Annotated in this window: 24 protein-coding genes; 14 read left to right on the top strand and 10 right to left on the bottom strand. The window is 56.5% G+C overall.

What is annotated here, in order from left to right; translation table 11 throughout:
- Window position 1: 1 nt before the first annotated feature.
- Window positions 2-1,474: an NAD-dependent succinate-semialdehyde dehydrogenase gene (locus tag ACIRQ6_RS13670; RefSeq protein ID WP_420861159.1), complete on the bottom strand. Its 1,473-nt coding sequence runs from the start codon at window positions 1,472-1,474 to the stop codon at window positions 2-4.
- Window positions 1,475-1,566: 92 nt separating this feature from the next.
- On the opposite strand from ACIRQ6_RS13670, the gene ACIRQ6_RS13665 reads away from it, so the two are divergent.
- Together ACIRQ6_RS13665 and ACIRQ6_RS13660 are read left to right on the top strand one after the other, a co-directional pair.
- The gene (locus tag ACIRQ6_RS13665; RefSeq protein WP_420861158.1) at window positions 1,567-2,349 is read left to right on the top strand and encodes an alpha/beta hydrolase; all 783 of its coding nucleotides are present in this window, start codon (window positions 1,567-1,569) and stop codon (window positions 2,347-2,349) included.
- Window positions 2,350-2,426: 77 nt separating this feature from the next.
- Entirely contained in the window at window positions 2,427-2,774 is a 348-nt protein-coding gene (locus ACIRQ6_RS13660; RefSeq protein WP_420861157.1) for a hypothetical protein, read from the top strand.
- On the opposite strand, the gene ACIRQ6_RS13655 is transcribed toward ACIRQ6_RS13660, so the two are convergent.
- The 5 genes from ACIRQ6_RS13655 to ACIRQ6_RS13635 are packed head-to-tail and all read right to left on the bottom strand — an operon-like array spanning window position 2,767 to window position 5,445.
- A complete protein-coding gene (locus ACIRQ6_RS13655) occupies window positions 2,767-3,705 on the bottom strand; it encodes a P1 family peptidase (RefSeq protein WP_420861156.1) in 939 nt (312 codons plus the stop codon). The two genes, ACIRQ6_RS13660 and ACIRQ6_RS13655, sit on opposite strands and share 8 nt — an antisense overlap.
- Window positions 3,702-4,022: a hypothetical protein gene (locus ACIRQ6_RS13650; RefSeq protein ID WP_420861155.1), complete on the bottom strand. Its 321-nt coding sequence runs from the start codon at window positions 4,020-4,022 to the stop codon at window positions 3,702-3,704. The genes ACIRQ6_RS13655 and ACIRQ6_RS13650 overlap by 4 nt, the downstream gene beginning before the upstream one ends.
- Window positions 4,023-4,376 carry a cupin domain-containing protein gene (locus ACIRQ6_RS13645; protein ID WP_420861154.1) on the bottom strand — a complete coding sequence of 118 codons (354 nt, stop codon included), beginning with the start codon at window positions 4,374-4,376 and terminating at the stop codon, window positions 4,023-4,025.
- On the bottom strand, window positions 4,373-4,717 hold the full coding sequence (locus ACIRQ6_RS13640; RefSeq protein WP_420861153.1) for a hypothetical protein: 345 nt from the start codon (window positions 4,715-4,717) through the stop codon (window positions 4,373-4,375). The genes ACIRQ6_RS13645 and ACIRQ6_RS13640 overlap by 4 nt, the downstream gene beginning before the upstream one ends.
- A complete protein-coding gene (locus tag ACIRQ6_RS13635) occupies window positions 4,717-5,445 on the bottom strand; it encodes an SDR family oxidoreductase (protein WP_420861152.1) in 729 nt (242 codons plus the stop codon). Before ACIRQ6_RS13635 ends, ACIRQ6_RS13640 begins: the two co-directional genes overlap by 1 nt.
- A 169-nt stretch (window positions 5,446-5,614) precedes the next feature.
- On the opposite strand from ACIRQ6_RS13635, the gene ACIRQ6_RS13630 reads away from it, so the two are divergent.
- Window positions 5,615-6,847: an aminopeptidase P family protein gene (locus tag ACIRQ6_RS13630; RefSeq protein WP_420861151.1), complete on the top strand. Its 1,233-nt coding sequence runs from the start codon at window positions 5,615-5,617 to the stop codon at window positions 6,845-6,847.
- 123 nt (window positions 6,848-6,970) lie between these two features.
- Here ACIRQ6_RS13630 and ACIRQ6_RS13625 read toward each other — a convergent pair whose 3' ends face one another.
- The gene (locus ACIRQ6_RS13625; protein ID WP_420861150.1) at window positions 6,971-8,098 is read right to left on the bottom strand and encodes a serine/threonine protein kinase; all 1,128 of its coding nucleotides are present in this window, start codon (window positions 8,096-8,098) and stop codon (window positions 6,971-6,973) included.
- A gap of 206 nt (window positions 8,099-8,304) precedes the next feature.
- Between ACIRQ6_RS13625 and ACIRQ6_RS13620 the strand changes: the two genes are divergently transcribed.
- From ACIRQ6_RS13620 to ACIRQ6_RS13575, 10 genes are all read left to right on the top strand, one after another.
- Window positions 8,305-9,180: a VPLPA-CTERM sorting domain-containing protein gene (locus ACIRQ6_RS13620; protein ID WP_420861149.1), complete on the top strand. Its 876-nt coding sequence runs from the start codon at window positions 8,305-8,307 to the stop codon at window positions 9,178-9,180.
- 205 nt (window positions 9,181-9,385) lie between these two features.
- Window positions 9,386-10,462 carry a hypothetical protein gene (locus ACIRQ6_RS13615; RefSeq protein ID WP_420861148.1) on the top strand — a complete coding sequence of 359 codons (1,077 nt, stop codon included), beginning with the start codon at window positions 9,386-9,388 and terminating at the stop codon, window positions 10,460-10,462.
- The gene (locus tag ACIRQ6_RS13610; RefSeq protein WP_420863910.1) at window positions 10,452-11,603 is read left to right on the top strand and encodes a hypothetical protein; all 1,152 of its coding nucleotides are present in this window, start codon (window positions 10,452-10,454) and stop codon (window positions 11,601-11,603) included. The genes ACIRQ6_RS13615 and ACIRQ6_RS13610 overlap by 11 nt, the downstream gene beginning before the upstream one ends.
- Before the next feature lie 56 nt (window positions 11,604-11,659).
- Window positions 11,660-13,594, top strand: a complete 1,935-nt coding sequence (locus ACIRQ6_RS13605; RefSeq protein WP_420861147.1) for an ATP-binding protein — start codon at window positions 11,660-11,662, stop codon at window positions 13,592-13,594.
- Window positions 13,591-14,232 carry a hypothetical protein gene (locus tag ACIRQ6_RS13600; protein ID WP_420861146.1) on the top strand — a complete coding sequence of 214 codons (642 nt, stop codon included), beginning with the start codon at window positions 13,591-13,593 and terminating at the stop codon, window positions 14,230-14,232. The genes ACIRQ6_RS13605 and ACIRQ6_RS13600 overlap by 4 nt, the downstream gene beginning before the upstream one ends.
- On the top strand, window positions 14,229-14,525 hold the full coding sequence (locus ACIRQ6_RS13595; RefSeq protein ID WP_420861145.1) for a hypothetical protein: 297 nt from the start codon (window positions 14,229-14,231) through the stop codon (window positions 14,523-14,525). Before ACIRQ6_RS13600 ends, ACIRQ6_RS13595 begins: the two co-directional genes overlap by 4 nt.
- Window positions 14,522-14,887 (top strand): hypothetical protein, encoded by a 366-nt coding sequence (locus ACIRQ6_RS13590; protein ID WP_420861144.1) that lies wholly within the window; start codon window positions 14,522-14,524, stop codon window positions 14,885-14,887. Before ACIRQ6_RS13595 ends, ACIRQ6_RS13590 begins: the two co-directional genes overlap by 4 nt.
- Window positions 14,884-16,212, top strand: a complete 1,329-nt coding sequence (locus tag ACIRQ6_RS13585) for a DUF6638 family protein (protein ID WP_420861143.1) — start codon at window positions 14,884-14,886, stop codon at window positions 16,210-16,212. The genes ACIRQ6_RS13590 and ACIRQ6_RS13585 overlap by 4 nt, the downstream gene beginning before the upstream one ends.
- Window positions 16,213-16,228: 16 nt before the next feature.
- Window positions 16,229-16,486 (top strand): hypothetical protein, encoded by a 258-nt coding sequence (locus ACIRQ6_RS13580; protein ID WP_420861142.1) that lies wholly within the window; start codon window positions 16,229-16,231, stop codon window positions 16,484-16,486.
- Window positions 16,487-16,496: 10 nt separating this feature from the next.
- The gene (locus ACIRQ6_RS13575) at window positions 16,497-17,150 is read left to right on the top strand and encodes a DUF1523 family protein (protein WP_420861141.1); all 654 of its coding nucleotides are present in this window, start codon (window positions 16,497-16,499) and stop codon (window positions 17,148-17,150) included.
- 71 nt (window positions 17,151-17,221) lie between these two features.
- Here ACIRQ6_RS13575 and ACIRQ6_RS13570 read toward each other — a convergent pair whose 3' ends face one another.
- From ACIRQ6_RS13570 to ACIRQ6_RS13560, 3 genes are all read right to left on the bottom strand, one after another.
- On the bottom strand, window positions 17,222-19,546 hold the full coding sequence (locus tag ACIRQ6_RS13570; RefSeq protein ID WP_420861140.1) for an aldehyde dehydrogenase family protein: 2,325 nt from the start codon (window positions 19,544-19,546) through the stop codon (window positions 17,222-17,224).
- A 9-nt stretch (window positions 19,547-19,555) separates the two neighbouring features.
- The gene (deoC, locus tag ACIRQ6_RS13565) at window positions 19,556-20,554 is read right to left on the bottom strand and encodes a deoxyribose-phosphate aldolase (RefSeq protein WP_420861139.1); all 999 of its coding nucleotides are present in this window, start codon (window positions 20,552-20,554) and stop codon (window positions 19,556-19,558) included.
- Window positions 20,555-20,635: 81 nt separating this feature from the next.
- The gene (locus ACIRQ6_RS13560) at window positions 20,636-21,484 is read right to left on the bottom strand and encodes an AraC family transcriptional regulator (RefSeq protein WP_420861138.1); all 849 of its coding nucleotides are present in this window, start codon (window positions 21,482-21,484) and stop codon (window positions 20,636-20,638) included.
- 133 nt (window positions 21,485-21,617) lie between these two features.
- Here ACIRQ6_RS13560 and rpe point away from each other — a divergent pair, with 133 nt between their 5' ends.
- Complete coding sequence (rpe, locus tag ACIRQ6_RS13555; protein ID WP_420863909.1) at window positions 21,618-22,304, top strand: ribulose-phosphate 3-epimerase; 687 nt, start codon at window positions 21,618-21,620, stop codon at window positions 22,302-22,304.
- Window positions 22,305-22,316: the final 12 nt, after the last annotated feature.

Below are 22,316 nucleotides of genomic sequence, written 5' to 3'. Positions count from 1 at the left end.
ATTATACCGACATGCACATGTATTTCATTTCCATGTATTCCTCGATGCCGTGGGTCGATCCCTCGCGGCCAAGGCCCGATTGTTTGACCCCGCCAAACGGGCCAACTTCGGTAGAGATGATACCAGTGTTGATGCCCACAATGCCGTATTCTAGCGCTTCGGCCACTTTGTAGACGCGGCTGAGGTCTTTGGCGTAGAAATAGGCGGCCAGACCAAAGATCGTGTCGTTGGCCATGGCGATCACTTCGTCCTCGGTCTCGAATTTGAACAAAGGCGCCATGGGGCCGAATGTTTCTTCTTGGCTGACCTTCATGTCTTGGGTCACGCCAGTGAGGATCGTGGGTTCAAAGTAAAGCGGCCCCAAGTCGTGCGGGTTGCCGCCCACGTGGATTTTGGCCCCTTTGGAGGTGGCATCCGCGATATGGTCTTTGACCTTTTTGACGGCATTTTCGGAAATCAGCGGCCCCATTTCGGCCCCTTCAAACCCGTCGCCGACTTTCAAGGCGCGCACGGCTTCAGCGAACTTTTCGGCAAAGGCATCGTAGACGCCCGATTGCACGTAGATGCGGTTTGCACAGACGCAGGTCTGGCCGTTGTTGCGGAATTTGCAGGCCATGGCACCCACGACGGCTTCGTCAAGATCGGCGTCGTCAAAGACAATGAACGGTGCGTTGCCGCCCAGTTCCATGGAGCATTTCATCACTTGCGGGGCGGCTTGGGCCAGCAGGATGCGCCCCACGGCGGTGGAGCCTGTGAAGGTCAGCTTGCGGACTGTGTGGTTCTCGCAGAATTCCTTGCCAATGGCAGAGGCATCGTTGGAGGGCACAATCTGCAAAATACCAGCGGGCAGGCCAGCCCGTTCGGCCAGCACGCCCAAGGCCAGCGCAGACAGTGGCGTCAGCTCGGACGGGCGGGCGACGAAGGCACAACCAGCGGCCAAGGCAGGGGCACATTTGCGGGTGATCATAGCGTTGGGGAAGTTCCACGGGGTGATCGAAGCGGCCACACCGATGGGTTGTTTGATCACTGTGATGCGTTTGTCGGGCATGTGTCCGGGGATTGTTTCGCCGTGGATGCGCTTGGCCTCTTCGGCGAAAAATTCGACGAATGACGCGCCATAGCCAATCTCACCACGGGCTTCGGCCAGTGGTTTGCCCATCTCGGCGGTTAGGATAATCGCAAGGTCCTCTTGGTTTTCCATCATAAGGTTGAACCACGCGCGCAAGATATTGGCGCGCTCTTTCGCGGTGCGTTTGGCCCAGTCTTTTTGCGCCGCTTCAGCACCGGCGATGGCGCGGGCCACATCGGCACGGTCTAGATCAACGACCGTGGCGATGACGTCACCGCGCGCAGGGTTCACCACATCGTAAGTATTTCCTGAGGCTGCTTCGGCCCATTCTCCGTTGATATAGGCTTTGGTCGCCAACAAAGACGGATCGGACAGGCGGGCGGCAAGATTCGTGGGTTCGGACATGATGAAAACTCCCCTTTTTCAGATTTGCCTTTTGCAAAGCATTTTGATCGGCCATTGTCCATGGGATTGTAAATGAGGCAGGGGTTTCGGCGATGGATTATGATGACGCCTATGAAAACGGGGGACATATTCCGGGTGGTGACAGCTACCCGCCGCGATGGGTGGCCGAGGCGCGCGCATTTCGGGCCACAGCGCGGGCAGAGTTGGACATTCCCTATGGATCCGAGCCGCGTCAAAAGATGGATATTTTCTATCCCGAGGGGGATATTCGCGGGCTGATGGTCTTTGTGCATGGGGGCTATTGGAAAGCACGCGATCGCAAGGATTGGTCGGGCTTTGCGGCAGGCGGTGTGGCACGCGGATGGGCTGTGGCGATGCCCAGTTACACGCTGGCCCCTGAGGCGCGGATTTCGCAGATCACGGCAGAGGTCGCCGTGGCCATAGATACGGCCGCGCGCAAAGTAGCCGGGCCAATTTGTTTGGCCGGTCATTCAGCAGGCGGGCATTTGGTGGCACGGATGCTGTGTTTAGATGTTCGTCTGACTGCGCGCGATCGGATTGCCCGCTGCGTGCCTATTTCGCCGGTGTCTGACCTGCGCGAGATGTTGAAGACTTCGATGAATGAAGACCTGCGGCTGGACATGGCCGAGGCCGAAGCAGAAAGCCCAATGTTGCACCGCAAGGCCAGCGATGCGGCCACAACGGTTTGGGTCGGGGCCGCCGAACGTCCGGTTTTTGTACAGCACGCCCAGTGGTTGGCGCATGCGTGGGACTGCCCCATCGAGGTGGTCCCCGAGCGCCATCATTTTGATATTATTGATGGATTGGCGGATCCGGAAAGCCCCTTGATGCAAGCGATCTTGGGGTCTGGATAGCGGCTGTTGCAAATTGTCTTTGTGGTCGAAGCGGCAGGGTTTAGCCTGTTCCCATTCAAATACTGAAAGGGATTTTTATGTTTATTCGAGTGAGTTTGATGGCCTTGATGCTAAGCCTGCCTGCCCAAGCGCTGCATGCGGACACGGCGTCTACAGTGAAAGCGGTGATTGGCAAGAAACTGATTGGTGCTAACGACGGCGAAGTACGCCTGCGCAAAAACGGCAAGCTGAACGGCAAATATCGCGGGTCAGGATACAAAGGCACATGGACTCTGACCGGTGGCGAGTTTTGCCGCAAAATACCTGAATTCAAATTGGATGGTTGTCAGGCGGTGCTGCCTCTTAAAAACTCGACTGGTAAATTGGTGGGTGTCGAATTTCGCAATCCCGGCCAAGCCAAGGGCAACGAGTATTTCCTTAGGTAGAGTTCCGGTGCCAGATACCACGCGCGATGGCCCGGGCCAGAGTGGTGCTGGCGGCATGGCATAAATCGATCAAATCGGCATCACTCACGGGCCTTGCAGCTGTGCTGGCGGCAAAGACGATATCCCCATCAAAGGGTGTGTGCGATGGCACCAAGGCCCGTGCCATGCCGTCATGTGCTGCCGTGGCCAATCGGGTGCATTGCGCCTGGGTCAGGGTCGCATCCGTGGCGACAATTGCGATAGTGGTGTTTTGATCCGACAGCTTGGTGGCAGGCATCGTGCTGGGGAAATCCGCAGCGCAGCCAAGGCCGCCGAATTCTGCGTTCAACTCGAAGGGGGCGGCCCAAAAATGCGGGCCATCGCCCACGGTGGCAGAGCCCAAAGCATTCACACCGACCAATGCACCGACCGTGTGGCCCGTGTCCAACAGGGTCGAGGCTGAGCCTAAACCGCCCGCGCCAGTGGCCGTTGTGGCCCCGTATCCGCAACCAACGGCACCAAGGTCAAAGGTCCGTTTGGCGGCGTCTAATGCTGCGCGGCCAAGGGCTTTGTAGGGGTTTTCAGCCCAGTTTTTAGCGCCACCATTGAGCAAATCGAAAAGGATTGCAGCAGGGACAATCGGTACATGTTGATCCCCCACAGCGAAACCGCGCCCTTGCCTGCGCAGCGCATCTGCGACGCCACTGGCTGCATCCAGACCAAAGGCAGATCCGCCGGACAGGACCAAGGCATCGACGTGCTGCACCAGTTTATCTGGCGCCAAAAGATCGGTCTCTCGGGTGCCCGGGGCGCCACCCATCACATGCACACCAGCCGTGAACGGGGCATCGGCCAGCAAAACTGTGCTGCCGGTGTTGATCCTCGGGTCGTGGGCGTTGCCGACGCGCAGGCCCGCCACATCGGTGATCAGGTTCAAAGGCCCTTGTTTCATGACATATCAGGCACGATGCGGTGGCCCGTGAACGTTGCCAAATGCAGCAATTGATCGGTGCCGTGACAGGGCAGGCGGGGCGACGCGGCTTCAAAAATCATGACACAAGTGTCGTGCAGCCCCATGGCGTCCTCGACCGAACAGGCGTCTTTGTGATCCAGAACATGGCGCAACGGGGCCGCGGGATCGCGACGGCAGATGACCTCAACATGATCCAGATCCAGATCCAGCCCGAAACTGTCGATCAGATGAGCAAAAACCAGTGGCTGGCTTTGAAATTGCCCGGCAAAAACGGATATGCGTGTGGGCTGGCGCATCTAGATCGTGGGCTTGGGCGCGGCTGTGGCGGGATCGCCGGTGTTTGGTGTGCCTTTAGGTTCTATCAGCAAAACTGCGGCCTCGTCGGTGACAGCGCGCGGGCGGTGTTCGACGCCTGCGGGCACCACATAGATGTCGCCCACGCCCATCTCGATGGTCTGATCCGGCAAATCAATCTCGACCTGCCCTGCGACCACAAGAAAGAAGTCATCGGTTTCGGGATGGCTGTGCCAATGAAACTCGCCGGAGAACTTTGCCAGCATCACGTCATTGTCGTTGTAGCTGGCGATGATGCGGGGCGACCAGTGTTCGTCAAATTCGCTTAGTTTTTCAGGAATGTTTGCTTTGGTCATGTCCGCACCTCGTGAAACAGACCCAGATAGGTCAATGTGTCGTTTGTGGCCAATTGTGCGTCGCCGCCCAAGAGACCCGTGTGGCCGATGGTGATCACGGTGTTGGCCGAGCCTATAACGGCCAATAGTCCTGAGGCTGTAGCGGCATCAAATAGGTCGCTCAACATGTGGGTGATTGCGTCTTTGTAGCCAATTTCGACATAGTCTGCATCGATACTTGCATCAGGTTGTTCCAGATTGATCTGTTCAGGATCGTTGATGGTTTCGGTGTCATAGCAATAGGCCTGCGCGGCTTCAAAACTGGCAAAATGGCCACTGAGAATATGAAACCGTCGGGCCATTAGATGCACCGACCGCCGTCAACTTCGAGAGCTGCGCCAGTGATCATGCTGGCCTCGTCGGAACATAAAAAGGCAGCGGCGTTGCCCATGTCTTGGGGTTGGGAAAAGCGGCCTAGCGGAATGGTCGACAAAAATTGCGCGCGTCGGTCTGGGGTGTCTTCGCCCATGAAGCTGGCCAAAAGCGGCGTTTCACCGGCCACTGGGCACAAGGCATTGACGCGCACGCCATGGGGCGCCAATTCGACGGCCATGGTTTTGGTGGCGGTGATCATCCAGCCTTTGGAGGCGTTGTACCAGTTAAGCCCTGGTCGCGGACTGATGCCAGCTGTTGAGGCGACGTTGAGGATGTTGCCTGATCCGCGCGCTTTCATCATCGGTACGAAATACTGCGACATCAAAAAGACGGATTTTGCGTTCACGGCGAGAACGCGGTCGAATTCTTCCTCGGTGACGTCTTCCATAGGTTTGGGCAGGTGGGTGATGCCTGCGTTGTTGACGATGATGTCGGGCTGGGGGTGAGTTGCTGCCAAGGTGGCTATGCTGTCGCCCGAGGCCACATCGGTTTGAATTGCGTGGCCACCCACCTCAGTGGCGATGGCTTGCGCGCCGTCACGGTTCATGTCGGCCACGATCACTTTGGCGCCTTCTTGCGCGAATTTACGCACGATACCCGCACCAAAGCCTTGGGCCCCGCCAGTGATGATTGCTGTCTTGCCCTCAAGTCTCATGTGTTTTCCCGTATTGGCCCCGTTGGCGTCAGCCTAGCGACAAGGGGCTTGCCCGAAAAGCCTTATTGCGGGTAGGACAGGGCACGCGGGGCGATGGCGTCGTCCCAAAAGCGGCATATCTTTTCTGTCCTGAACGCCGGGACCTTCTTTTTAGCCAAAGGAGGTCACTATGACCCAACATCAAAAATTTGCTTCTCAGGCACGTCCTGACCACTACCGTTTCCATAATGGTACGCCGGCCACGTTGGCCTTTAGTCATACCGAATATGAGGCGCGCCTTGCGGGCTTGCGCAAGATTATGGATGAGGCGGGCGTGGAGGTGGCTGTCTTCACCTCGATGCATGCGATCGCCTATTATTCCGGATTTTTGTATTGCGCCTTTGGGCGTCCTTATGGGCTGGTTGTCACCGCCGAAACCCATGTGACGATTTCGGCAGGGATTGATGCGGGTCAGCCTTGGCGCTGGAGCTATGGGGACAACCTGACCTACACCGATTGGCAGCGCGATAACTTTTGGCGGGCAATTGTGTCTGTTGCGGGCGAAGGGCGCGTGATCGGCATAGAGGCTGATCATTTGACCATGGTGCAAAGTGCCAAGTTGGAGGCTTTTCTAAAGCCGATCCGTGTGGTGGATATTTGCCCCCAGATTATGCGCCAGCGGTTGCATAAATCGCCCGCCGAAATTGCACTGATCCGCGAAGGGGCACGAGTGGCGGATGTTGGTGGTTATGCCATTCGGGATGCCATTGCAGAAGGCGCGCGCGAAATTGATGTGGCTATGGCGGGCCGGAATGCGATGGAGGTCGAGATTGCCCGCGCATTTCCCGACGCCGAGTACCGCGATACCTGGGTGTGGTTTCAGTCCGGGATCAACACAGATGGGGCCCATAATCCAGTAACCTCACGGCATTTGCAGCGGGGGGATATTCTGTCTTTGAACACATTTCCGATGATCTCGGGCTATTACACAGCGTTGGAGCGGACGTTGTTTGTGGGAGAGGTGGACGACGCCAGCTTGGCCCTATGGCACGCCAATGTCGCGGCCCATGAGTATGGGATGTCTTTGCTACGGCCTGGGGTAAGCTGTGCTGACGTGACCCATGCAATCAACGTGTTCTTTGAAGAGCGTGATTTGCTGCAATACCGCACCTTTGGCTATGGCCATTCCTTTGGTGTGTTGTCCCATTACTATGGGCGTGAGGCCGGGCTGGAATTGCGCGAGGACGTGGACACGGCATTGGAGCCGGGAATGGTGATTTCCATGGAGCCGATGTTGACGGTTCCACAGGGACAAGAAGGTGCTGGCGGATACCGGGAGCATGATATTTTGATCATTACCGAAGACGGGAACGAGAATATCACCGGCTATCCTTACGGGCCTGAATTTAATGTCGTCGGTTAGGATGTAAGTTGTGTCGGATCGCTTGCGCGATCCGACCGGCTGGGGGCGCTGCCCCCAGCGAAATCTGCTTTCGGGGGCTTTGCCCCCGAACCCCCAAGAGTATTTTTGGAAAAAATAAACTATCTATTGGTTGAGGGTTGGGAAGTAGTCCTCGCAATCGCCATCGCGGTAAACATCCGCCGTGCAGCAATGCAGGCCGCCGCCAAAGGCATAGGCGTCGCGCAGGTCCACAGGGATCACGTTCATGCCCAGTTTGTCCATTTGTTCCATTTGGTAGACTTCGGAGGCCTCGACGCAGACGGTTTTTGGGTCGAGCACCAGAACGTTCATGGAAAGCCATGTGGAGGAATAGCACAGGGGGGGCGGCGCGTTATGGGCCGGTTGGGCCGCATCGACGATTTCCCAATCGTTGGTTTCGAACATTTTGCGTTGATCCTCGGGCAGGCGGCGCTGCGGATTGTTTAGGATCAGGCCGGGACGCAGCGGCGTAAAGGTGGCGTCGATGTGGATCGGGTAAGGATCGCCGGGGAAATTTACCGTGTGGACGCGATGATCGGGGAAGTGGCGACGCAGCCATTCGATGCCCTTAAGATTTGTGGTAAACCCGTGTTGCACCACCAGGTCGCGGCCAAAGCGCAGCACGTCAGCGGCATCAAACAATGGCTCTTCTTCTGTGGTGACAAAGAATTTCTCGGCGGCCCATTGCAGGCGCTTTTCCACGCCAATTTTCTCACTCAGGTAATCGGGGTGATAATCTGCATCGGTCAAGCGCGGTTTGGGGGCGCTTTCGTGGCGAAATAGCGGATCTTCGTTGAAATACTGCTGCATCAGGGGCCGGTAGTTGAGGTATTCAAACCAGCGGCACCGGTAAGACATAGTGGCCTCGAGCATCTCGCGGCCGACCGTCAGCAGCACATCGCGCGGAGGCATGCAGCCGAACTGGCTATCAGTGTGAAAGTCGGGCGTGGTGGCTGGCAGCGAATGATCGATGGAATGCGGTCTGTCGACGCGCAGGCCGCGTTTTTCCAGCATGGTGGCGAAATTATTGAGCAGTTCATTTGCGCGATCGATGGTTTCTTGCGGGCGGCGACCCCATTGGCCGCGCATATCGCTGTCCTCGGGCACTTTGGCATCCAGCGCAGGTTCCTCGGGAGGAATATGGCAATCATCCGCTCGGCCCACGATCACGTGGCGCAGAGTGTCCCATTCGTTCCAGCTTTTGACTTCGGTTTTATCTGCGGACCATGCCATGTGTATTTCCTTCCAAATCTCCGCTCGCCAGATTGCTGAGAATTCGCAATGGCGCAAGCCAAGATTTCAACCTTGCGGCAGCAAGGCTGGGCCATTGCAGCCGTAACTCTTGCACTTGGAGAGGTTCTATTTTACCGTTTCGTCATTGAACGACCTTTTTCTACCATCGCTCGGCTATCGAGCACTATTTTTAGACTGGATAAATTATGAATTTACGGGCTTTCGCCTTGTGCCTTGCGGCCACGGCATTTCCAAATTTTGCCTCTGCTGCGTCATTTACTTTTAGCGGTGCTGATGGGACCTTGTTTCATTCGGGCGGTAATGTGGGTGACGGATATCTTGCCACAACCGATGCACAGCGCACCACAGATGTAATTGTCACGCCCGGCGGTGTGATCAATTCTGCTGCCAAAGATGAATATGAGGGTGATCTTGCGACTGTTGTTGGCGTGCGCCGCGGTCGTGCGGATGTCTCTGGATCTATGCGGGGCCTTTTGGCCGATGATGGCTTCTTTTTCAATTCGCGTGTCGAGACGCGGACAGAATGTATCGAAACCACTATTTCGGGATGTCTTCCGTTTATGGGAAGCGAAGCGAACTGGTCGATGGAGTTCGGTGTAGATCAAGACGCGACTTTGTTCTTGGATGGTGCGTGGATTGGCGGCAATGGGACGGAAAGTGTGGTCAGCGTCGTCGATTTCTTCGGGCTTGTTGTGCGTCGTCAATCGCCGATTACGGGGGTTTATGTTCCAATTTACACGGTCGACACCAATAGCGGGACTTTTTCGCAGGTGCCGTCGGGTATTTTCGATAACTCCTCAATCGCGTTGGAGGCTGGGGCGAGCTATCGGTTTGAGTTTGGGCATCGCGCCGCAGCAAATTCGATCAGTGCAACTGGCGCTGTTGATGCTGACTTTGGGACCTTTGTGTTGGCCGCCAGTGTAATTGAGGCCAATGCTGATACGGACGCGTTTGCTGCACGTTATGAGGCGGCTTTGGCCCCGGTGCCGTTGCCGGCCACAGCATGGATGCTGCTTGTGGGATTGGGCGTTCTGGGGGCTGCGCGGCGCAAGCAGAGGTAACTGCACAGTCTGAGACTGAAATATTACCCCAGTGCTTTTTTGTACTGGGGTTTTTTATGCGTGGTTGGCCATAGAATTGCCCCAGAAATCAGCTTTCCTTTGAGGGCCAGTTTTGCAAAACTGGGCGAGAAATTGGGTTTTGCCTGATGTAAATTGGATTAACACTGCCTATATATTGTGTAACAAAACACAACCGGAGGGACATATGGCGAATTTCGACCAGCAAATTCAAGACTCACAACAACAAGTGGCCGAGGCACAAAATAAGATCGCGGAATTGACCTCGCGCATCGAAACCGCCCGCCAAAAAATGGCGTCCGGCACGGATATTGCAGTGGACATTGAAAACGCCTCGCTCGAGGATGTGCATGCCCACACCGACGCGATGAATGCCAATATTGCTGAGTTGATTATGGGACTGGACGATGTAACCGCTGGTTTTTCAAAAGATTTTGACGAAATGCGGAACAAGACGGGCTGGGAAAGCTTTGTTGGTGTGTTCAGCAAAGGCAAATCCGAAAGCCTTCGTCAGGAACGGATGCGTACGGCATCGGTTGATGACAAGTTGCAGGATCTGATTTCCAAGTCCGACACGATTGTCGCCTTGTTGGAAGGCCAGTTGGCAGTTCTGAACGAACAAAAAGAAAAAGTGGAGGTCAACTTGACCAGCACTTTGGATGAGCGTGAGTTTACTGTGGGTGAATTAGAAGCAGTAAAGGCCGAAATTCAGGGTATGGATCCGGCGATCATCTCGCTTGAGAACAAAATCTCGGTCGAACAGGATGCCGCCAAACGCACGGCTTTGGAGACAGAGCTGGCGGATCTGAACACCAAGTATAACGCGCTTGTGCAGGACGAGCAGGTCAAACTGGCCAAATCCCAAACGCTGGAGCGCTATATCGAAAAGGGCAAAACCTGGGTCGATAGTTTGCAAAACCAAGCGGCGACGCAGATGGTTTTGATCAACAAACTGCAAACAGATACCAAGCAGCGTGTTGTTTTGTATGATGCTTTGACCAAGTCCTTGAAAACCGCGCAACAGCAGGATGTCGCCCACCAGATCAACGAGATTGGCGTGAAAACCGACCAAGAGGCGCAGACGGCTATGGCGGCGATTGGTTCGGCCACCAATGCGCGGATGGCTGAGATGATGGAAAAGCACGAGGATCACATGGTCTTTGCCCGTGAAGTGCTGGAACAAAAAGCGAAAGCAGATGAACGCTTTGCCCGCAGGTTCGAGAAAATCGTCGAGAAACATGACGCGAACGCCTATGGCGGATGACACCCCTGCGAATGCCCCGACTTTTGGGGCATCCGATGTAGAAGGGCTGTCCGACACCTTTGCCAGCCGCCGTTATTTCCGCAAATTTGAGCGCATCACGGGCCATTTGGGCCGTGTGGCCGGGGTGATGGAGGCCGAGGGCGAGTTGTCCAAGGCCGAGGTCAAAGTACTGACCCGTTATTTGATGGGGCTGACATTTACGTTCCGCGCCTTGTCGATGAAATATCTGATGGTCGGGCGCGACACGGGCCGGTTTTTTGGCAGCTTGGCCTTTGACAAGCGTGCCAGCGGGTTCCCGGTGTTTTCCGAATTGTTGAACATGGCCAATGATGCGCAACAGGCGGAGCGCCATTTGCGCAATATGCCCTCGGTGCGCGAGTACAAAGACCAAATGGTGCGCAAGATTGTTGGCGATCTGGAGATCCCGACGAAGCTGCAATATGCGCTGTCTCAACGGCTGTATTATGAAGAGTTGCTGAAAGGCGAGATGTTTTGGGCCAAGAACGATCCCGAAGCGATTTGGTTAGAAAACCTTGGGGAACGGCGGCGCCGGTTTTTGCTGCACTGGGCGGTTTATGACAGCCAAGAAAATCTGCCAACGATTTATGTGATGGAGGTTGAAGATTCAGGCCGCACCGGCTTGCCCAAAGATCAACATCGCTGGCCTGAAGTGCAATCGCATTTGATGGCGCAAGCTGTAGCGGGATTGAAATTGCTGACGATTGCCAAAGGCTTTGACGAGGATTTTGACGATCTGCATCCCAAACGGCTGCGCCGCTATCATATTGGGCCAATGTATTCCCATGCGTTTACGGAACAAACGGGGCCATTGAAGAGCGTTTTGCGCGATGCGAAATCCCCTGTTGGCGATGATTGGGCGCTGGTCTGGACCACGGAAGATTTGCAATCCGAGCGGGTTGAAACCGAAAAATCCGGTTGGTTTTCGACTGTAGAACGAGAGGTTTTCGCGCTGGATCCCTTTGGCGCACAGGGTGCCGAGACGGGGGCCACAGCCACAGATCGCAGCATCATTCTGCCGCAACGGCCCTATCAAGTGTTGGAAGAACGCAATCCGCCGGGATTTCATGGCGTGCGCAAATTTGTCGTCAGTCCCAAGGGCCGTGTGCTGAACTATCGCTGAGGCGTTTGGCGGGTATGGGATTTGAGTATTTTTAGAAAAAAGAAGCAGAGGTCGGAATGAGCCAGACAGCAGATCAAATGGAGCTTCGCGAGGAAGATATTGCCCAGCATTTAGAGGCTGCTCTGGGCATGTTGGACGGGTTTGATCATAGTCCTCGGATTGGCGCGGCGCGTGAGGGAGCTGCGGTTGAGCGGTCTTCTGGGATTGGCGTGCGTCGTCGATTTCGATCCACCACGCCCGGCTTAGTCACCAAGCGCGTTGCGACCAAAGAAGGCGTACATTTGATCGACCGTGTGCAGGATGCAGGTGACGAGGATGCATTGGTTTCGCCCTTGCAGGCCAATGTGTTGCAAGGGTTACGGCGCGGTTTGGCCCTAGGGTTGGCGGTGGCCGAGCAATATGCGCAACGCACAGGTTTGGCCGATTTGAAGCGGGCGAATTTGCAAGGATCACTGCCTGCGGGCAAGAGCAATGAGTTCGCGGAGTTACTGACGGCAGAGGCCTTGGTCTCGCTTTATGTGTTTGCCTCAGGTGTGTCGTTTTTGCTGGCGTCCCATGCCGGTGAAGCCACTGTTGAAGTGGGTGAGGTCGAGGAGGTTTTGACGGATAACGCGCCCTTGGCCTTGCATGGGGCCTTGTGGGAACTGGATCAAGACTTGGCCACTTTGGTAGATACCGAGGCCAAGCTGGTGCCCTGCGTCTTGGCCTTTGCCGAAAGCCTGATGGAGAAGGTTGCAGCGCGGGCCAGCACGGCGGGTCGGCTTGAGCCATTTAATGCAGCCACATGGCGGGTTGAGGCCGATGGATTTACCGTGGCGGGCTTTACCCCTGCACGGGCGGCTAAATCTACCAAGCTGACCATGACGTTCAAGAAACCGAATGAAGTTGTAGGCAACCATATCGCAAAATATCAGGCGCTGCGCCTGTCCAAGATGCTGATGGCCTATGATTTCGAGCGCAAATTGAACCCCTTTGCGGATCTTGGCGGCTTTATCTTTACATTTATGGGCGATGGCGCGCCGGGCACCGGTAAAACCACGCTGATCCAGATGATGGCGGGACTGATTTCGGGCTATTGCGAGACGGCGGGCTATGCGTTTCGCTATCAAAACCTGAGCACGGACAACATCGACAGCTATCAGGGTAAATCGGGCCAGAATGCGAAGGCATTTATCAACAACGTTATTGATCCCAACGTAATTGGCTTTGGCACAATTGACGACATTGATCAGTTGGCGGGCAAACGTGGGGATCGTCAATCCTCGGCAGGTCAGCTGGAGATTACAGCCGTGCTTATGGAGAGCTTTGCGGGCGCCAATACTGTGGTGCGCGGCAATTGTACCTTTGGCATGTTCTCGAACTATCCAGAGAACGTTGATGATGCCCTTCGCCAACGGGCCGGTGCGCGGTTCTTGGTGGATGGGCCGCAAACCCGCGAGGATTACATCGATATTCTGAACCTGCTGATGGGCAAGAACCACGATATTCCGCTGGGCGATCACGAGGCCTTTGCGGCGCAAGAGATCAAAAAGGCCGTTGCCAAAAGCTTTGAAAGCCACGGACGGCCCCATGAGGCGGGGCTGTTGGAGGTGTTTGATAAGGTGTCTGGTCAGATTGGCGAGCTGGATACGATTGCCAAGCTGGGAACGTATCTGAAGGGCATTCAAGAGGCCGATCCACGCTTTACCGGACGGGCGATTAAGAACATCACTGATGCGGTGAAGGTGCGGGCGATGGATTTTGAACTGCCTGATGAATGGATGGAAGAACCCGATCTTTTCTTGTTCAAGGACTATGATCACAAGAAAGGTATGATCGCCGAACTGCGCAAACCGATCACGGTCGAGATGGTGGTCCAAGAGATCAACCGCTACGCCGACAGCGAGTTCCGCTATGCCGACAAATCCGACGAAGTGGCCATCGACGCCATGGTGCGCGACTTTGGACGGTCCGAGGAAGCAAAACGGCGGTATTTGGAGAGTAAGGGGTGAACACACCCGTTTGGACATATGCCTGGGGAAGCTGCTTGGTGTTGCTGGCTGCGGCGTTTATTGCTGCAGGTTTCTGGCAGGGCAGTGGCTGGCTAAGTCTGACGCCGCCTGCCTCTGTGACAGTGCCCAATCCAGCGCCGGATGTGATTGCGGGGGCTGAGCTGCCGCTGTATCAGGCGGCATTCACGGCTTGGGCGGTGCTGCTGCTACTAATCCCGGCCTACGGAACGGTCTGGCGGCGTCACAAACCGTTGGAGGCGCAGGTCTGGCTGGCGTTTTGGACAGTGTCTTGGGTCGCCTACGCTGTGCATCTTTATGTCTCGATGTTTTGGTTTTTTGGGGGTGATTTTGCAGCGATGACCACATCGACCCGTGTCAGCGCCTTTTGGCCCGGTTTGGTGATCGCGCTTTGGTGGCCCTTGGATGCTGCGCTGGCGCTACGTGGCGTGCCGGACAGGGGCTGGGTTTGGGGACAACGTGTGGTGATCCATGTATTGGTTCTGGTGCTGTTCGTCGGCGGATCAGCAGTAAAAGGCGAATTGAATACTGTAAAACTGATTGGGGCCTTGCTGTTGGTTGTGGCCCTTTTGGCGATGGTACGCTGGTTCATTTACGGACGCGGGCAGGTGCGGCCATGATTGCTTTTACGTTCTTGGTCCCCATTCTCATTGCTGTCGTTATTGGCTGGCGCGGTGGGGCGCGGGCGTTGGATGGGGTGTCTGAGTTGTTGATTGCGCTGGCTTGGGCGATGGCGTGGTGCACGGCAGTCGTGTTTTTGTGGCAGGCGCTTTGGATTGCGTCGCTCAGCGGTGCAGGCATGGCGATCTTGATGCAGGATGCAGGGTTTGGCACGTTGGTGTCAGCGGCCTTTTGGCTGCCTGCACTTGTGATCACTTATATTTTGCGGGCCATGAGAGTGAGACGGCTATGACGTTTGGAGTGCTCTTGCCCATGTTCGTGCTGGGAACCGCCGCATTTTTGGTTCCGTGGTGGACCGTGCCGCGCGACACGCCCCATCGGCGCGATGTCACGCGGGGCATTTTGCTGGCGGCTTTTGCGATGTTTTGCCTTGCCATGGCCACGGTGGCTCTTGCCTTTGTCCTCAATGGGGCGGATCTGTCTTATGGGTTTGAGGCATCGCCCTTGGCCGTGTTTGCAGTATTTGCCCAAGTGGCTTTGAAATCTGCCATTGGATGGGGGCCGATTTTGGCATTCATGTGGGTGCATCTGACCACCAAGGCCAATGCGCGCGCGGGCGAATTGATGGCGCAACAGGGGGAGGCGGATACATGAGACGATTGATCCAACGCGGCCTGATGTTTGGCAATTTGATTGAAGTGGCGAGCCCGGTTTTGGTGGAACGCTACAATCGCGCGTTGCAACATCTTACCGGCAAAACCACAGCGCTAGAGGATTTTCATATCGATATTTCGGGCTTTTCGCCCGAGATCGGGGATGAGTTGGGCGATCCCTTTTATCTCAACCATTCTGGTGTGAACCGGCAGTTTATCTTGCTGACAACAGAACAACGCACAGCGCCTTTGCTGAACGCGCAATTCTCGACCTCGCGGGGGATCTTGCAGCAGTTTATTGAGGCCAACGAGGCCCAGCTTTTCGCCCTGACGGCGCGGGATGCCGTGGCTGGTGAGTTGCTCAATTCTGTCTACGGCATGTCAGATCCAAGTGCGCTATTGGATATTCGCCTGATCGAGGTCGAGGCCGATAGCACCTCGGGGACTGTGCGCGACAGTGTTGAATTGGGCACGATGATCGACCGTTTCAAACTGCAAGACGATGCATGGTTTGATGACGTGTTGATTGCCCAAATGATCGGATTGGCCAAGAAAACCGGCGATGTAACCCGCAATCCAGTCAAGCTGCGTGATATGAGTTTCAAGCAAGACAGTTTTTGGACGGCGCATTTTGGTGGGATTTACCTATTTCGGGATGTGCCACATCCGGCGGCGATCACAGTGGGCCGCATTGAAGACAAGTTGATGGATTATCAGTTTGAGCTCAGCCAAGCCAACGAGATCGCGGTTTTCCTAGAGCTTAACGGCCTTGCGGAGCCTATTGTGAAAGCACCGGGCATTGATGCGGCAACCATTTTGCAGCGCAAGATGGAATTTATCGTGGCCCATGTGGCCGCAGCACAGGGCGAGGCGCTCGAACGGATCTCAGCAGGGCGCATTCGGGGCCTGACCCGTCAATATGCGGCTGAACTACCTGCAGAATTCAAAGGTTTGGCGGCCTTGTTGCGCTGGGCCACCTCAGGGGGAGCTTGGCCCCGTATTTCATCGGACCACCCGGCATATTTCTATACGTTGCGTGCCTCTGAAGGGCCCTATGCGGATCTGGTCAATATGCTGCTGGCCGAATTGGCCCCGTTGGATGTGTTGCAGTTGTTCATCTGTCACAAAGATGCGTTTTACAGTGCCTATGCCGGGTGGCCGGAGCCGTTCAAAGACTATGTTGCACGCTTTCTTGAGCAGTCGTATCAAAGTGATAAGGCCGCAACCCGCGAGGCACTTTTTGGTCATGAGGCCACGGTGCCTTTGCCACCAGAACAAGAAGAGCTCATAGAATTGGTTGGCCCTTGGGGCGCGCTAAAGCGGTAGGATAAAAGGGACGATCATGGCACGTTTGTATTTCTTTGGCTTTCTGGTTTTGATCGTCATCTATATCTGTTTGTCGCTGTATTCACGCAGTGCGCGCCGTGAGAAATTGGAACGCGAATGGGACGAAGATATTCGGGATGGTGACCGCGAGGCCTTTGTGCGTGCGGGTCTGGATGACTACGATGGATCCCTGCGGCGCAAGTTGATATTGGGCGTGTTTGTCGTGCCTATTTTGGCGGTTGTCACATTGATCTATGTGACGAATTTTATGTAAGGAGCAGGCCATGGGCTATGTGAAATGGACGTTTATCATTGTGTTCTGGCTGCTGCTGGGGGCTTTGCTGCATTATGCTCTGCCGCAACGCGATATCGTGCGGGTCACAGGGACCGAGATTATTCGCAAGGATTTTTCGGGTCTTAGCAGTTGGTTTTATGCCCAAAACGATACTGGCGATGCGGTCACCGAAAACCGTGATCTGCGGTTAATCAACTCGACGCGGCCCAATGGCAATGTGATGGTCTACCGCAATGAGGACACAGGCTTTGGCTGGCCACCCTATTTCAAAGTCGACAGCTCGAACTTGCATGCGGAGGCGGCCAATGTGATCTCGACGGCCGCAGACCCGCAATGGGTCGCTGTGCGGCACTACGGTTGGCGGAACCCGTTCCTGTCGATTTATCCCAATGCCGTGGCAATTGTGCCGGTGGAGGGCCCTGATGTGCGGCTGATCCCGTGGTTCAACATCATCTTTCTGACGTTCTTGGCGGCGCTGTTCTGGGGCATTTATGTGCGCTGGCGCCGGTTCCGGCAGGCACGCATCGACCCGGCTTTGGACCGCATCGAAGATCGTTGGGATGCGGCTGGCGCCAATATAGACGCCCGCCGTGGCCGCTTCCGCCGCTGGTTGGATACATTCAAAGGCAAGCCGCGGGTTTAAGCCGCTGTGCACTGCAGGCTTGTGGGGTAGACCTAGGGGCTGATCGCGGGTACGTGGGCTGCACGCTGTCGTTATTCGCCGTAGGGCACCCAGATGTTTTTCACTTCGGTTGCGTGGCTTAGCAAGGCATGGCTGTCGGACCAATCTGGCACCGCGCCATGGTTGACCCATGTGCGTTTGAGGTTGCCCGCGGAAGCGGCCTCAACGGTGGTAGATGTGGCCTCGTCGGCAAAGCTCCACACGGCGTCGATGTCCATATGTGCGCCCATGTGTTGGGCCACGTCGGCGCGATCCCCGGTCAGGATGTTGACCACACCTGCAGGGATATCGGAGGTTTCCAGCACTTGGATCAGGTCTGTCGCGGCCAGCGGGTAGGTCTGGCTTGCGTGGATCACGGTCCGGTTGCCCATACCAATTGCTGCAGCCATAGGGGCGATTAGGCCTAGTAAAGGCTGCGCATCAGAGCAGATCATGCCGATTGTGCCCAACGGTTCCTTCATGGCCAAGGCCACGCCACGGATTGGGACGCCGTGGACCTGACCGTCGTATTTGTCGGCCCATGCGGCGTAGGTAAAGAGGGCGTCAAGACTGGCCTCGACTTCCGCCTTGCCCGTTGTGGTGCCGGTGAGGTCGTTGATGCGTTTGGCAAATTCATCGCCACGGGCCGCCAGATTTTCCGCCATGTAATAGAGGATCTGTGCCCGCAACGCGCCTGTGGTTTTGGACCAGCTAGCGGCTTTTTGTGCGGCCTCCACGGCGTTGCGCAGGTCCTTGCGATTGGCAAGCGAAGCCTGGCCCAGCAACTGACCTTTCTTGCCATAGATATTGCGCGAATAGCCTGCATCAGGGCGGGCTTGCTTGCCGCCAATATAGAGCTTGGCGGTGCGATCGATGGGGTCTGTGGGTGCGCCGGTACCTGTGAACGCGGCCACAGGTTTCTGCATCTTGGGTTTGGTTTTGGGGCGGGTATAGGCCGCTAAACCTTCCCAACCGCCTTCGCGCCCAAAGCCGCTTTCGCGCACACCGCCAAAACCTGCGGCAGCGTCCATCATGTTGGTGCCGTTGACCCAAACGATGCCAGCAGCCAGTTTTGGGGCCATGTCCAACGCCAGATTGATGTTCTCGGTCCAGACCGAGGCTGCCAACCCATAACTTGTGTTGTTGGCCACTTGTACGGCCTCAGCAGGGGTGCGGAAGGTCGTGGCGACCAAGACGGGGCCAAAGATTTCTTCCTGCATGAGGGTGTCTGCGGGGTGCAGACCGGTGATCAAGGTCGGCGGATAGAAGCACCCTGTTTCAGGGACTTGGCCTGCTTGGAACATCTCGCCAGCTTGGTTTTCCTCTACTAATCTTGTGATCTGGGCCAATTGCGACGGGTCCACGATGGCGCCCACGTCGATACATTTGTCCAAGGGATCGCCGATGCGCAAACCTTCCATGCGACGGCGCAATTTGGCGTAGAAACGGTCTGCAATGCCCTCGTGCACCAACAGACGCGAACCCGCGCAGCAAACCTGTCCTTGGTTGAACCAAATGGCGTCGACGAGGCCCTCGACTGCGCTATCAATATCGGCGTCGTCGAAGACAATGTAGGGGGATTTCCCACCCAATTCCAAAGTCAGCGCCTTGCCCGAGCCTGCGGTGGCGGCGCGGATGCGGCGGCCTACGGCGGTGGAACCAGTGAAGGCCACTTTGTCCACGTCAGCGGCGACGACCATCTCGCCTACGGCGCCGTCGCCAGTGATGATGTTAACGACACCTTTGGGCACGCCAGCCTCCGCGCAAATCTCGGCAAACAGCAGCGCGGTGAGGGAGGTATATTCGGCGGGTTTCAGCACCACTGTGTTGCCCATAGCCAGCGCAGGCGCGAGTTTCCACGCCAGCATCAGCAGCGGGAAATTCCACGGGATCACTTGGCCGCAAACGCCCAAGGGGGCTGCATCGGGCAGCTCGGACGCCATAAGTTGGGCCATGCCAGCGTGATAGTAGAAATGCCGTTGGGCCAAAGGCACGTCGATGTCGCGAGCCTCGCGGATAGGTTTGCCGTTGTCCAAGGTCTCCAACACAGCGAAAAGGCGACTGTGTTTTTGCAATGCACGGGCCAGCGCATAGAGGACACGTGCCCGTTTTGCACCGGATTTGGCCCATGCAGGTTGTGCGGCACGGGCTGCTTTGACGGCGGCTTCCACGTCCTTTTGGCTGGCTTGGCTGATCTGGGCCAGATCCTCGCAGGTGGCGGGATTGCGGCTGGCAAACGTCTTGGCGGGTTTTGTGAAATCGCCGCCGATGAAATGGCCAAACTTGCGCTTGTGCGCGTCCAACCATGCCATGGCCTCAGCGGCACTTTCAGGGGCGGGGCCGTAGTCCATCGATTGGTAAATATCTGAAACGCTCATGAGATTGTCCTAACCGATGGGGTGGCGGTGGCTGGCCGAATAGCTGCCGGTGATGTGATGTTCCAACTGGCGTTCGATGTCGCCCAGCAAAGACGACGCGCCGAACCGAAAGAGGTCGGGTTGCAACCAGCGATCCCCAAGTTCATCCTTGATCATCGCCAGATAGACCAGTGCGTCCTTGGCTTTGCTGATCCCGCCTGCGGGTTTGTAGCCCACATAGATGCCGGTGCGGTCATAGTAATCGCGAATGGCCCGGATCATCGTCAGGGTCACGGGCAGGGTGGCATTCACGGGCTCTTTGCCGGTTGAGGTTTTGATGAAATCAGCGCCTGCCATCATACACACCAAGCTGGCGCGGGCCACGTTGCGCAGTGTGCCTAACTCGCCCGTGGCAAGGATGGCTTTGACATGGGCATCACCGCAAGCCGTGCGAAAGGCGCGCATTTCATCATAGAGGGCCTGCCAATCGCCGCTCAATGCATGGCGGCGGCTGATGACGATATCGATCTCGGAGGCACCCGCTTTGACGCTTTCGCGGATTTCCTCGATGCGCAGGTGCAGTGGGGACAGACCGGCGGGAAAGCCAGTGGACACGGCCGCGACGGGGATGTTCGTGCCCTGTAATGCCTTCACGGCGGCGGGGATCATATCATGATAGACACAAACTGCCCCAGTGGTCAGACCCGGCAGGCCCAGTTGTTCCAGCAGATCGGCGCGCACAGGCTGGCGGGCCTTGGCACACAGGCGGCCCACACGTCCCACTGTATCATCGCCCGACAGGGTTGTAAGATCGATGCAGGCAATCGCCTTTAGCAGCCATGCGGCCTGATAGTCCTTTTTGACCGAGCGACGACCGGGCAGGGTTTTGGCCCGCCGCTCAATCGCAGAAGTGTTTACCTGAACGCCCGCCACCCAATCCAGATCCAGCGCCATGCCGTCGTTGCGAACAAGGGTGGTTTGGGGCAGGCCAGAGGCCAGATTTATCGACAGGTCTGTGCGGGTTGCCATGGTGATCCTCGCGCGCGCTAGGGGGTCAGAGTGCCCCAAGTGCGATAGCAGAACAAGGGCGACCGTGCGTTAAAACAGCAGTTAAACGGGGGTAATCGGGTTGCGCTGATAGCGGTTGCGATAGGCTTTGGGCGTCATGTTGTAATGGTCGCGAAACAGGCGATGGAAATGCGACAGATTGGCGATCCCGCAATTTTGGGCAATGCTGTCCAACCCGTCGCTGCTGGCGGTCAAAAGCCGCGCGGCATAGGCCATGCGGATTTTGTTGATGTGGGACGAGGGCGACATGCCCGTATGCTTTTTCATCATCCGGCTGACATGAGCGTGGGCACGCCCGCAGGCCTCAACCAGACCGGCGGCGCCTTTGCGAAAGACTTCGGGGTCCTGAGCGGCGGCGATGCCCTCGATCAACCAAGTGGGCGCGTCTTTGAGCATTTGATCTGGTTGGCTGTTGAGATCGGCCAGCAATGGCAGCAAAAATGCCTCCAGTTGCATGGGCGTGCGCGGGGCGGCCTCGAGTTTTAGGGCCGCTTTGCTCAGATCGATAAGCTGGCTGATACTGCGTGTGGCGATCACGGGATCAGAGGCTTCGGACCAGAACAATTGGTTGGAAAGGCCGCGATGACGCGCGGCCAAGGACCGCAAGGTTTGCGGCAACATCAGCACTGCGCAGACATAGGTTTCATCGCCTTTTCCCTGAAACCCGTGCACATCGCCGGGCCGCAAAAAGACAATGTCCCCTTCGGATAAAAACACGCGTTTGTCCGCAAGGTGCAGAGCCGCACGGCCGTGCTGCACCCAAAACATTTCGAAATAATCTTGCTGATGCAGGGCCTTTGGGCGTGTGTTGTTCAGGGACTGGCGGGCAAAGTGAAAGGCCTCATCCGGGCCAAGGTGGTCAGTCAACGAAAGGGTAAGCTCAGAAATCATATCAATAAATCACATAGAATCACGGCCCAAACTCACCACAAAATCATAATTGCAGCAAGTCACCGCATCTGCTGGCCTTTGACGCAGGTTTTGCCTAAACCAAGGACAATTCCATTTGCAAAGGGCCATGATGATGAGCTTTGACCGATCCTTGAAAATTGCCCCCTCGATCCTCAGTGCGGATTTTGCCAATTTTGGCGCAGAATGTGCGGCCATCGAGGCCCAAGGCGCCGATTGGGTGCATGTGGACGTCATGGACGGGCATTTTGTGCCGAACATCACCTTTGGTCCGGCCACCTGTGCCGCGATCCGTCCGCATATCAAGGGCGTGATGGACGTGCATTTGATGATCTCGCCGGTGGATGCCTATATCGATGCCTTTGCCGAAGCGGGCTCGGATTTCATCACCGCCCATGTCGAGGCTGGCCCGCATATCCATCGCACGTTACAGGCCATTCGCGGTGCGGGCGCCAAGGCCGGTGTGGCGCTCAATCCTGCCACGCCAGCCAGCGCAGTTGAGTATCTGTTGGACATGGTGGATTTGATCTGTGTGATGACTGTGAACCCCGGTTTTGGCGGGCAGAAGTTTATTCACAGTCAGGTCGAAAAGGTCCGTCAGTTGCGCGCTATGATTGGCGATAGACCAATCCATATCGAGATCGACGGTGGCGTTACCCCGGAAACTGCCCCCTTGGTGGCGCAGGCCGGGGCGGATGTTTTGGTGGCGGGATCCGCTGTGTTCAAAGGGGGCAGCGTGCAAAACCCCGCGCCTTATGGCGACAACATGCGGGCCATTCGCGCGGCTGCCGCCCAAAGCTGATCTGCACAAAAG

It is taken from the genome of Algirhabdus cladophorae (genome assembly GCF_044772865.1).
GTDB classification, from domain to species: domain Bacteria; phylum Pseudomonadota; class Alphaproteobacteria; order Rhodobacterales; family Rhodobacteraceae; genus Algirhabdus; species Algirhabdus cladophorae.
This window is presented reverse-complemented; position numbering and strand designations above follow the sequence as displayed.